This window comes from Duganella alba (assembly GCF_009674495.1).
Taxonomy (GTDB): Bacteria; Pseudomonadota; Gammaproteobacteria; order Burkholderiales; family Burkholderiaceae_D; genus Rugamonas; species Rugamonas alba.
Map to the genome: position 1 here is coordinate 14659 of NZ_WKJN01000012.1, position 11378 is coordinate 26036.

Consider the following 11378-nt stretch of genomic DNA (forward strand, 5'->3'; position numbering starts at 1 on the left):
ATCACGGCCGTCGCCCCACTCTGGAATTAGCATATGAACAAGCGTCCAACGCTCTCTTTGAAGTCTCCCGCCAAGCCGGCCGCACCGAAATTGCGCGCCAGTCACGCGCGTGAGCTGAAACCGGCGTTGCAGACCCATTTCCAGACCGGCCTGAAAGCCGATTCGCTGGCCTACAGCCTGATCGGCGCGGCCAACGCCCTGGCCCAGGTGCGCACCGGCACCAATCTGCCGCAGGCGCTGGCCCAGGTGTGGGCCAGGCAGCCGGACACCACGCCGCAGGCGCGCGGCGCCATGCAGGACATCGCCTACCGCGCCATGCGCCAGCTGGGGCAGAGCGAGGCGCTGGTGACGCTGATGGCGCCCAAGGCGCCGGAAGCGCTGGTGTCGTCGCTGCTGTCGTGCGCCATGGCGCTGCTGACCGCGCCGGACGAGGTCAAGCCGTATGAAGATTTCACCATCGTCGACCAGACCGTGACGGCGGCCGAATCGCATCCCGACACCGCCCGCGCCAAGGGCATGGTCAACGCCGTGCTGCGCCGCTTCCTGCGCGAGCGCCAGGCACTGCTGGGCACGGTACAGCTGCAACCCGTAGCAAAATGGAACTATCCGCAGTGGTGGATCGACGCCGCCAAGACCGCCTGGCCCGACAGCTGGCAGGCGATCCTGGCGTCCGGCAACAGCGCGCCGCCGCTGACGCTGCGCGTCAACGCCCGCAAAACCACGGTCGACGCCTACCTGGCCACGCTGGCCGACGCCGGCATGGCCGCCACCCGGATCGGCCCGTACGCCGTGCGGCTGGAAAAACCGGTCGGCGTGGCGCTGATCCCCGGCTTCGCCGACGGCCTGGTGTCGGTGCAGGACGCCGGCGCCCAGCTGGCCGCGCCCTTGCTCGATGTACAAGACGGCATGCGCGTGCTGGACGCCTGCGCCGCGCCCGGCGGCAAGACCTGCCACATCCTGGAACTGGCGGACGCCCATGTCACCGCGCTGGACGCCGACGCCAAGCGCCTGGCGCGCGTCGGCGAGAACCTCAAACGCCTGCAATTGCAAGCGACGCTGAAGCCGGCCGAAGCCCAGACCAGCGGCTGGTGGGACGGCCAGCCGTTCGACCGCATCCTGGCCGACGTGCCGTGCACGGCCTCCGGCATCGTGCGCCGCCACCCGGATATCCGCTGGCTGCGGCGCAAGGCCGACACGCTCCAACTTGCAACACTTTCCGGCAAAATCCTCGACAACCTTTGGCAGATGCTGGCGCCGGGTGGTAAATTGCTGTTCGTGACATGTTCCTTGTGGCCGCAGGAATCCGAGGCGCAGGCGGCCGCCTTTGCTGTACGCAATCAGGCTGTCAGACTGGATGCGCCCGGTCAATTGCTCCCCGCCGGCGGCCCCGGGCAGGATCACGATGGTTTGTTTTACGCGCTGTTCCAGAAAAATGCGTAACCTCTTGAGCACTTGCCCACCCGTGACGCTACGATTGTTTCGATCTCTCATCGCTTCCCTGCTGCTGATGCTGACGCTGCTGGCCGTGCTGCCGCAGCCGGCACACGCCGCCGAGGGCGTCGAAATCCGCCGCGCGCTGATCGAAGCCACCGAGGACGGCTACCGCCTGTCGGCCACCTACGGTTTCGAACTCAGCCACGAGATGGAAGAGGCTTTGCAATACGGCAAGACCCTGTACTTTTACACCGAAATCGAATTCACCCTGCCGCGCTGGTACTGGTTTGACGAGAAAGCCATCACCAAGCGCCAGACCGTCAGCCTGTCGTACAACGTGCTGACCCGCCAGTACAACGTCGCCATCAGCGGCGGCGTGTACCAGTCGTTCCCGACGCTCGACGAGGCGCTGTTCCTGATCCGCCGGCCCAACCGCTGGCTGGTGGCGCCGCGCGGCGCGCTGAAGGTCGGCGGCACCTACACCGTCAAGCTCAGCATGGGACTCGATCCCAACTACGTGTCCAAGCCGCTCAAGGTCAACGCGCTGAATAACAATGAATGGCGCCTGGCGTCGGACAAGAAGTCCTTCGTGTACAAGGCAGAGTAAGTGAATACGGCCCTGCGGTATCTGTCCGTCATTGGCGGCGCCATCGTCAGCATCCTGCTATTCCTGTTGGCTTCGGCCTCCGACAATTCCGGATTTTTCGACCGTTCCTACGCCTGGCTGCTGGGCCTGAACGCGGCGGTGGCGGTGGCGCTGCTGCTGCTGGTGGCGGTGTCGCTGTTCCGCCTGTACGGCCGCTACAAGGCCGGCAAGTTCGGCTCCAAGCTCATGACGCGGCTGGTGCTGCTGTTTGCCGCCATCGGCGTGCTGCCGGGGCTGGTGATCTTCCTGGTCTCGGTGCAGTTCGTCTCCCATTCGATCGACTCGTGGTTCAACGTGCCGGTGGAGAAGGCGCTGCAGTCCGGCATCAACCTGAGCCGCGCCGGCCTGGAGCGCGCCGTCGGCGAGCTGGGCGCCACCGCCAACCGCACCGCGCAGGAACTGGCCGACCGCCCGTTCGGCACCGAGCGCGCCACGCTGGCGGCGCTGGTCAAGAGCGAGAGCGGGATGCAGAACGCCATCATCGTCGATACCGAAGGCGGGCTGGTGGTCAGCGCCCGCGCCAGCCGCAGCGGCAACCTCAGCGTCGACCTGCCGACCCGCGAGATGATGTCCAAGGTCAAGAAAGACAATCTGTACGGCGCGCCCGAGGGCGGCAACGAGCTGCACAGCGACCTGATCAGCGCGCCGGCGGTGCCGGTGGTGCCGGCCGAGACCGTGAACCAGTTGCGGCTGCGCGTGTTGATCCCGATTCCCGACCACGTGCAGCCCAACGGCACCCACCTGGCGCCGCGCTATCTGCAGCTGATCCAGCTGGCGCCGGCGCAGCTGGCGGCCGACGGCGAGACCATCCGCGCGGCCTATGCCGACTACAAGGAACGCTTCGACGCCCGCGACGGCCTGCGCAAGATGTACATCGTGACGCTGACCCTGACGCTGCTGCTGGCCGTGTTCGGCGCCGTCGCCAGCGCCTTCCTGATCGCCAGCGACCTGGCGCAACCGCTGCTGCTGCTGGCCGAGGGCACGCGCGCGGTGGCCGAGGGCGATTTGTCGCCGCGGCCGATCGTCGCCACCTCCGACGAGCTGGGCACGCTGACGCAGTCGTTCAACACCATGACGCGCCAGCTGTCGGACGCCCGCAGCGCCGTCGAGCGCAACCGCAGCGCGCTGCAGAACGCCAAGGCCCACCTGGAGTCGGTGCTGGCCAATATGTCGGCCGGCGTGATGGTGCTGGACCATGAATTCCACCTGATCAGCTGCAACGACTCGGTCGAACGCATCTTGCAGCAGGCCGGCGTCACCATGATCGGCCAGAAGCTCGACGAGATCGAAGGCTTGCAGGAATTCGGCGGCGCCATCGTGGCCGCCTTCGCGGCGCAGAGCGCGCAGTCGGCGGCCGGGCGCAATATTGCCCGATTGCATTGGCAGCGCCAGATCGAGGTGCCGCGCGCCGCGCCCGGCGTCGAAAGCAATGACCTGACGCTGCTGACGCGCGGCTCGCGGCTGCCGATCGAGGGCGGCAGCGGCTACCTGGTGGTGTTCGACGATATTTCCGACGTCATCTCGGCGCAGCGCTCGATGGCCTGGGGCGAGGTGGCGCGCCGCCTGGCGCACGAGATCAAGAATCCGCTGACGCCGATCCAGCTGTCGGCCGAACGCATGCAGATGAAGCTCGAAGACAAGCTGATGCCGGCCGACGTCGAGCTGCTGAACAAGGGCACGGCCACCATCGTCAACCAGGTGGCGGCCATGAAGCGCATGGTGGACGACTTCCGCGACTACGCCAAGACGCCGCCGGCGGTGCTCGAATCGCTGGACTTGAACGCGCTGATCGATGAGATCCTGCACCTGTACATCAGCGGCGAAGGCAACGACATCATCCACCCGCAGCTGGCCCCCGGCCTGCCGCTGGTGATGGGCGATCCGACCCAGCTGCGCCAGGTCATCCACAACCTGCTGCAGAACGCGCAGGACGCCATGGGCGAGCTACCGCACGGCGCACCGCAGCCGCGCATTGACGTGATCACCGAAGCCATTCATTATCAGGGCGCGGATGGCGGCACGCGCACGGCGGTGCGGCTGGCGATCTCCGACAACGGCCCCGGCTTCGCGCCGAAAATCCTAGCGCGCGCGTTTGAACCGTATGTCACCTCGAAGGCGCGCGGCACCGGCCTGGGCCTGGCGATGGTGAAGAAAATTATCGAAGAACATGGTGGACGGATCGATATTCAGAACCATGTCGATAGAAGTGGCGCGTCAGTGTTGATTTTGCTGTTAAAGTTAGCATCGGCGTCGCAAAATAGCTAACGGCTATGACTACAAAAATCATTGCCGTCCGGGACGGCGAAATGAGGAAGGCAAGGGAAGATGGCAAACATTCTGGTAGTTGACGATGAAATGGGTATCCGCGAGTTGCTCTCGGAAATCTTGAGCGACGAGGGACATGCAATACAACTGGCGGAAAATGCCCAGCAGGCCCGCGAGGCGCGCGCCCAAGGCGCGCCGGACCTGGTGCTGCTCGATATCTGGATGCCGGATACCGATGGCGTCACGCTGCTCAAGGAATGGCAGCGCGACGGCCTGCTGACCATGCCGGTGATCATGATGTCGGGTCACGCCACCATCGACACCGCGGTCGAGGCGACCCGCATCGGCGCGCTGAACTTCCTGGAAAAACCGATCGCGCTGCAAAAGCTGCTGAAGGCGGTGCAGGCCGGTCTGACCCGCGCCCAGGAAACCGTGCGCGCGCCGGCCCTGGCGCCGCGTCCGGTGGCGGCGGTGCTGCCCGAGGAAACGCCGGCGGCCGGCGGCTTCGCCCAGCAGAATCCGGCGGCCGGCATTGCCGTGCGCGGCGGCGCCACCGTGGCCGGCGCCGACAACCACATGTTCAACCTGTCGTTCGACCTGCCGCTGCGCGAGGCGCGCGACGCCTTCGAACGCATGTACTTCGAGCACCACCTGGGCCGCGAAGGCGGCAGCATGACGCGCGTGGCCGAGAAAACCGGCCTGGAGCGTACCCACCTGTACCGCAAGCTGAAACAGCTGGGCGTGGAGCCAGGCAAGCTGGCCAAGAAGAACGCCTGATCGTGGCCAGTTCCAGCGACACCGCCGCCGCCCCCCGGCCGCCGGTGCCGACCTGGCTGGTCACCGGTCCCCGCGCCGGCGCGCGCGAGGCCGCCATCGCCGCCCTCCTGCCGAAGGAGGGGGCCAGCGTCATCATTCTGGAAGGCTTGTCGGACGGCGGTTCGGCGTTATCCTTTGATCCAACGGACGGCCCGGTTCCCTACGATACCGTGCCGCAAGTGTTGCGTATCGCCCCAGGCTGCCTGCATTGCAGCGGCAATCTGATTTTGCGAGTAACATTAAACCGTGTGCTGCGCCGTCCCCCCGCGCGGCTCTACATCAGCCTGGCCTCCGCCGAGCACCTGGAACAGCTGCGTTCCTGGTTGTCCGAGGCGCCCTACGGGGCCTTGCTGGAACTGCAAGACGACATCGCGGCCTCGTCCCAGCCCGCTGATTGGCCTTGAAATCGCCCGCTTTTGGCCCCAACTGGGTCTGGAAGGCGGAAACGCAGGTGTTTCGCCCCCTTGAGAAAGGAAGCAAAATGAACCTCATCTACAACAGCGAGCAATACAGTGTTGTTGAATTCGGCGTGGACCGCAGCCTGGAGGCTTTGCGCTTCGGTGGCTACGAAATCGTCGACAAAGGCGGCAAGCGGGAAATCTTCATTGCCGGCGAACTGGCCAAAAGCTTCCGTCGCGACGTCAACGAACTGATCGCCGGGGAACCGACGATGGCGGAAATCGATGAATTCCTCGGCAATTACGATGAACTCATGAGCCAGCCCGTGGCGCTGCATTAAAAAGGGCCTGTCGGCACATGGCGTGGTTATAATCACGTCATGTGCCAACTCCTAGGAATGAACTGCAATGTCCCGACCGACATTGTGTTCAGCTTTACCGGCTTCGCCATGCGTGGCGGCCATACCGATACCCACCACGACGGCTGGGGCATCGCCTTTTTCGAAGGCGCCGGCGTGCGTCACTTCGTCGACCATCAGGCCGCGATCGCCTCGCCGATTGCCGAGCTGATCAAACGTTACCCGATCAAATCCACCAACGTCATCGCCCACATCCGCAAGGCGACGCAGGGCCAGGTCGCGCTGGAGAACTGCCATCCCTTCGTGCGCGAGCTGTGGGGGCAATACTGGGTGTTCGCCCATAACGGCGACCTGAAGGAATTTCATCCGCTGCTGAACGGCGCCTTCCGCCCGGTCGGCAGCACCGACAGCGAACGCGCCTTCTGCTACATCCTGCAGCAGCTGCGCGCGCGCTTCGGCGAACAGCGACCGGCGCTCGACGCGCTGCGTTCGGTGCTCAGTTCGCTGGTGCACGAGATCGCCACGCACGGCACCTTCAACATGATGTTGTCGTCCGGCGGCGAACTGTTCGCGCATTGCTCGACCAACCTGTTCTACCTGGTGCGCCAGCATCCGTTCGACACCGCCAAGCTGTCCGACGAGGACGTCAGCGTCGATTTCTCCCAGGTGACCACGCCCAACGACCGCGTGGCCATCATCGTCACCCAGCCGCTGACCACCAACGAACAGTGGACCGCCTTCCTGCCTGGCGAGCTCAAGCTGTTCATTGATGGCTGTCCGCAAGCATGATGCGCGCCGCCGCCCAGCTGCTGGCGCTGCTGGCGCTGCTGGCCGGCAGCGCGGCGGCGGCCGATGTGCCGCCGCTGGTGGCCACGCTGGCGCAGGACTACATCGCCGCGCATCCGGACGCCAGGCCGTACCTGGAGCCCACCGTGGCCGCCAGCTACGCCCGTGAATTCCTGGACGGCTTTCTTGCGCCGGACGGCAGCAGGTCAGGGGGCCCGGCGTTGTCGCTGGACGCCTACCATGCCGGCCAAGCCTACCGCAACGCCCATCCGCAAGCGCTGAACGCCATCCTGACCGGCTACGGCTATGTGCGCGTCAACAAGCTGGGCCGCTGGACCGACGGTTTCGAGGTCAGCCTGTTCGAGCCGGAGGACGCCAGGGGCGGCTGGTGGGTGGGCTACCTGCGTCGGCAACCGGACCGTCCGGAGCCGGGGCGGGTGCGCATGGACGGTTACCTGAGCCCGGAGGGAGAGTACGGCCACCTGGGCATGTTCCGGCATCAAGTCCTGGCGATTTCCATTACCGCACCGTAAAAAATTTCTGCGACACGTGTTGGCATTGATGTCAAAATAGTAGCGTGGACCAGCGTGGTCCGTGATTTGGACTCGCAATGATCGATCTCACCCTACATGACGGCGGCCCCCATAGCTTGCGCGTGCGCGAATTCTATCTGGGACGCCAGCCTATTCTGGACCGCAACCAGGCCTTGTTCGGCTACGAGTTGCTGTTCCGCAACGCTCCAGTGGGCCCGGCCCACGTCACCAACGACCTGTCGGCCACCGCTGCCGTGATCGCCCACGCCTCCCAGCTGGGCATGGAAAAAACCATCGGCGATGCGCTGGGCTTCGTGAATGTTGACGCCAGCGTGCTGATGAGCGATATCTTTTCCTTCCTGCCGCGCGAGAAGGTGGTGCTGGAAATCATCAACACCATGCCGGCCACGCCCGAGATCATCGCCCGCATCCGCGAACTGGCCGGCCACGGCTTCAGCTTCGCGCTCGATGACGTGACCGGCGAGACCGACGACGTGCTGGCGCTGCTGCCGCTGGTCGACTACGTCAAGATGGACATGCGCAACATCGCCCTGTCGACGCTGGCCAGGCTGGCGCCGCGCTTCCGCCAGGACAAGAAGAAGCTGGTGGCGGAAAAGGTCGAGACGCGCGAAGAATTCAAGAACTGCCTGGACCTGGGCTTTGATTACTTCCAGGGCTATTACTTCTCCAAGCCGGTCATCATGAGCGGCAAGAAGCTGTCGCCGTCGCAGCTGGCGGTGATGGAGCTGATGACGCTGGTGACCTCGGACGCGGAAAACCAGGAAATCGAGCGCGCCATCAAGCGCGACGTGTCGCTGGCGCTGAACCTGCTGCGCCTGGTGAACACGCCGGCCGTCGGCGCGCGCCAGCGCATCGATTCGCTGAGCCAGGCCGTGACCATCCTCGGCCGCCGCCAGCTGCAGCGCTGGCTGCAGATCATGCTGTACGCCGAACCGAGCAAGCGCGGCCACAGCATGACGCCGCTGCTGATGCTGGCCACCACCCGCGGCCGCCTGCTGGAACTGTTGGCCGGCAAGCTGCGCCAAAGCCAGCGCGAAGTGGCCGACATCGCCTTCACGGTCGGCATCATGTCGCTGATGGATACGCTGTTCGGCATTTCGATGGCCGAGATCCTGGAGCAGATTCCGGTCGGCGACGAGGTGCGCGATGCGCTGCTGCACCGCGGCGGCTTCTACGGCGACCTGCTCAAGCTGGTCGAATGCATCGAGCGCATCGAGGAAATGGACAGCCACATCGTGCCGACGCTGCGCGACCTCGCCATGTCCACCGACGAACTGGTGGAACTGGAGATGGCCGCGTTCGAGTGGAGCGACAACGTGGTGCGCTACGCGCTGTAACGCACCACGCCAGTCGGGTCAGGTCGCGTGCCCGGCGCCGCCCGGCCAGTGCTTGACCAGTTCCGGATCGGTGCGCATTTCCCACAGCGCCAGCACCGCCACCGCGATGCCGACCACCACCGAGTTCCACATCAACTCGGTGTTGTCGGCGATGCGCAGCACCCACGGCGACACCGCCACCCAGATCCCCACCAGCAGATTGAGCACCACGGCCCAGAAGTAGGTCTTGTACAGGTCGAACGCCGCCAGCACCACCACCACCGCGCCGGAGATGAACGCCGTCCACGCCTGCAGCGACGGTATCGGATACGCGAATACCCATGGCGTGATGAAGAACCACAGGCCCAGCAGCAGGATCAGCTGGTCCTGCCAGCGTTTAACGGATGGATTGTTTGCCATATTGCCTCCCTTGGTAGTCAGGCCGCCGGCTGGCGGCGTTCTACTTAGTCCGCCCGTGTTGGGTAAAAGTTTCATCATGCTTGCCAATTTGTTATGGCAACGCTATTCTGCAAGTCGGATCGAACAACCCGGAGGCGGCGGTGCTACTGAGCGTGGAACAAATTTCGAAGTCCTACGGCGCGCGCAAGGCGGTCGATGGCGTGTCGTTCAAGGTGCAGCGCGGCCAGACCGTGGGACTGATCGGCCCGAATGGCGCCGGCAAGTCCACCACCGTGGGCATGATCTGCGGCCTGCTGCGCGCCGATGGCGGCCGCATCACGCTCGATGGCGACGTCATCGGCCAGGGCGCCAGCGCGGCCAAGCGCAAGATCGGCTTCGTGCCGCAGGATCTGGCGCTGTACGACGATCTGTCCGCGCTGGAAAACCTCAAGCTGTTCGGCGCGCTGTACGGCCTGAGCGGCGCGCAGCTGAAGGAGCGCTGCACCCAGGCGCTGGCGCTGGTCAACCTGACCGACCGCGCGGCCGATGCGCCGGCCAGTTTTTCCGGCGGCATGAAGCGCCGCCTGAATATCGCCGCCGCGCTGCTGCACGATCCGCAACTGCTGATCCTCGACGAGCCGACCGTCGGCGTCGATCCGCAAAGCCGCAACGCCATCTTCGACACGCTGGAAGCCTTGCAGGCGCAGGGCCGCTCGCTGATCTACACCAGCCACTACATGGAGGAAGTGGAGCGCCTGGCCGACCACATCGTCATCATCGACCACGGCAAGGTGCTGGCCGACGAAACGCCGGCCGCGCTGTACCAGCGCCTGCCGGCGCAGGCGGCCTTGCAGGTGGAGCTGGCCGGCGAGGCCCCGGCGGCGCTGCTGTCCGCACTGCAGGCGCTCGATGGCGTCACGGGTGTCGAGCGTACCGAGGCCACGCTCAACATCGGCCTGGCGGCGTCGGAGCACGCGGCGCCGGTGCTGGCCTGGCTGAACGGCCAGGGCCACGCGCTGCTGCACTTTTCCACCGCGCGCACGTCGCTGGAAAACATCTTCCTCAACCTGACCGGCCGCAGCCTGCGCGACTGAGAGAACCGACATGACCGCATTGATTGCCCTGATCCGCAAAGATCTGATCCTGTACCTGCGCGACAAGCGCGCGCTGATGCTGCACCTGCTGATGCCGGTGGTGCTGGCCGCCTTCTTCGGTTCGCTGTTCGGCGGCAGTGGCGGCGGCGACAACACCAGCAAGCTGGACCTCGGACTGGTGTTGCAGGACCAGTCCGCGCAAAGCCAGAAGATCGCCGCCGGCCTGAAGGCGGACAGCACCTTGAATATCATCGAACTGAGCCAGCAGGAGGCGCAGGCGAGTGTGCGCAGCGGCAAGCTGCCGGTGGCGGTGGTGATCCCGGCCGGCTTCGGCGAGGCCGCTTCCGCCGCGCTGTTCAGCGGCCGCAACAAGCCGGAGCTGCCGCTGTATTACGATCCGTCGCAATCGACTATGCTGGCGATGGTGAAGGGCATACTGACGCAGCACGTCATGCAGGTGACCAGCTCGTCCGTCATGGGGGCGCAGGGCGGCCAGACCACCGACAAGTATCTGGCCGCATTGCCGGAGCCGGCCAAGCGTAGCGCCGAGGAGGCGCAGCTGGGCGACTTTCTCACCAGCCTGAAAAAGTTCCAGGACCAGCGCGCCGCGACCACCACGCCGGCCGCCGGGAAAACCGAAGCGGCGGCCGGTGGCGGCATGAGTGTCCCGTACACCACGCATGACGAAGGCCTGAGCAGCGGTCCCAAGTACAACGGCTACGCGCACTCGTTCGCCGGCATGGGCGTGCAGTTCATCCTGTTCATGGGGATCAATCTCGGCATCAGCATCCTGCTGGAACAGCGCCTGGGCATCTGGAGCCGTTTGCTGGCCGCGCCGGTATCGCTGTCGACCATTATCATGAGCCGCGCCGCTGCCGGCGCCATCATCGCCACCGGATTGATGTGCGCGATGTTCGCCTGTGGCGTGCTGATCTTCAAGGTGCAGATCACCAGCATTGTCGGCTTCGTCGGCATGGCGGTGTGCTTCGGTCTGATGACGGCGGCGTTCGGCCTGCTGATCGCCGCCTTCGGCAAGACGCCGGAAGCGGCGCGCGGCATCGCCACCTTCGCCACGTTGATCCTGGTGATGCTGGGCGGCGCCTGGGTGCCGTCGTTCGTGTTTCCGCAGTGGATGCAGACGGCGACGCTGATCGTGCCTACCCGCTGGGCGGTGGACGGCCTGGACGCCGTCACCTGGCGCGGCCTCGGCCTGGATGGCGCGCTGCCGGCCATGGGCGTGCAACTGGCCTTTGCGGTGGTGTTCGGCGCGCTGGCCGTGTGGAAGTTCCTGAAAGACCAGCGCCGTTAAAA

12 protein-coding genes are annotated in these 11378 nt (G+C 65.4%); 11 read left to right on the forward strand and 1 reads right to left on the reverse strand.

Annotated elements, in window-relative coordinates; genetic code table 11:
- Window positions 1-33: 33 nt before the first annotated feature.
- The 9 genes from rsmB (at window position 34) to GJ695_RS13885 (ending at window position 8595) form a co-directional block, all read left to right on the forward strand.
- Complete coding sequence (gene rsmB / locus GJ695_RS13845; protein WP_154365651.1) at window positions 34-1440, forward strand: 16S rRNA (cytosine(967)-C(5))-methyltransferase RsmB; 1407 nt, start codon at window positions 34-36, stop codon at window positions 1438-1440.
- Window positions 1433-2041, forward strand: coding sequence for a DUF4390 domain-containing protein (locus GJ695_RS13850; RefSeq protein ID WP_166455215.1), 609 nt, complete (start codon window positions 1433-1435; stop codon window positions 2039-2041). The genes rsmB and GJ695_RS13850 overlap by 8 nt, the downstream gene beginning before the upstream one ends.
- Window positions 2042-4345, forward strand: a complete 2304-nt coding sequence (locus GJ695_RS13855; RefSeq protein ID WP_166455216.1) for a sensor histidine kinase — start codon at window positions 2042-2044, stop codon at window positions 4343-4345.
- A gap of 60 nt (window positions 4346-4405) precedes the next feature.
- Entirely contained in the window at window positions 4406-5122 is a 717-nt protein-coding gene (locus tag GJ695_RS13860; protein WP_154365655.1) for a response regulator, read from the forward strand.
- The gene (locus GJ695_RS13865) at window positions 5122-5565 is read left to right on the forward strand and encodes a GTPase (RefSeq protein ID WP_166455223.1); all 444 of its coding nucleotides are present in this window, start codon (window positions 5122-5124) and stop codon (window positions 5563-5565) included. Before GJ695_RS13860 ends, GJ695_RS13865 begins: the two co-directional genes overlap by 1 nt.
- Window positions 5566-5642: 77 nt before the next feature.
- The gene (locus tag GJ695_RS13870; RefSeq protein ID WP_154365657.1) at window positions 5643-5900 is read left to right on the forward strand and encodes a BTH_I0359 family protein; all 258 of its coding nucleotides are present in this window, start codon (window positions 5643-5645) and stop codon (window positions 5898-5900) included.
- A 39-nt stretch (window positions 5901-5939) separates the two neighbouring features.
- Window positions 5940-6707: a class II glutamine amidotransferase gene (locus tag GJ695_RS13875; RefSeq protein WP_154365658.1), complete on the forward strand. Its 768-nt coding sequence runs from the start codon at window positions 5940-5942 to the stop codon at window positions 6705-6707.
- Window positions 6704-7237 carry a hypothetical protein gene (locus GJ695_RS13880; RefSeq protein WP_154365660.1) on the forward strand — a complete coding sequence of 178 codons (534 nt, stop codon included), beginning with the start codon at window positions 6704-6706 and terminating at the stop codon, window positions 7235-7237. The genes GJ695_RS13875 and GJ695_RS13880 overlap by 4 nt, the downstream gene beginning before the upstream one ends.
- Before the next feature lie 77 nt (window positions 7238-7314).
- Window positions 7315-8595, forward strand: coding sequence for an EAL and HDOD domain-containing protein (locus GJ695_RS13885; RefSeq protein WP_154365662.1), 1281 nt, complete (start codon window positions 7315-7317; stop codon window positions 8593-8595).
- 18 nt (window positions 8596-8613) lie between these two features.
- On the opposite strand, the gene GJ695_RS13890 is transcribed toward GJ695_RS13885, so the two are convergent.
- Entirely contained in the window at window positions 8614-8994 is a 381-nt protein-coding gene (locus GJ695_RS13890; RefSeq protein WP_154365664.1) for an SPW repeat protein, read from the reverse strand.
- A gap of 152 nt (window positions 8995-9146) precedes the next feature.
- On the opposite strand from GJ695_RS13890, the gene GJ695_RS13895 reads away from it, so the two are divergent.
- Both GJ695_RS13895 and GJ695_RS13900 read left to right on the forward strand, forming a co-directional pair.
- Window positions 9147-10067, forward strand: a complete 921-nt coding sequence (locus GJ695_RS13895; RefSeq protein WP_166455217.1) for an ABC transporter ATP-binding protein — start codon at window positions 9147-9149, stop codon at window positions 10065-10067.
- Window positions 10068-10077: 10 nt separating this feature from the next.
- Window positions 10078-11376 (forward strand): ABC transporter permease, encoded by a 1299-nt coding sequence (locus GJ695_RS13900; RefSeq protein WP_154365666.1) that lies wholly within the window; start codon window positions 10078-10080, stop codon window positions 11374-11376.
- Window positions 11377-11378: the final 2 nt, after the last annotated feature.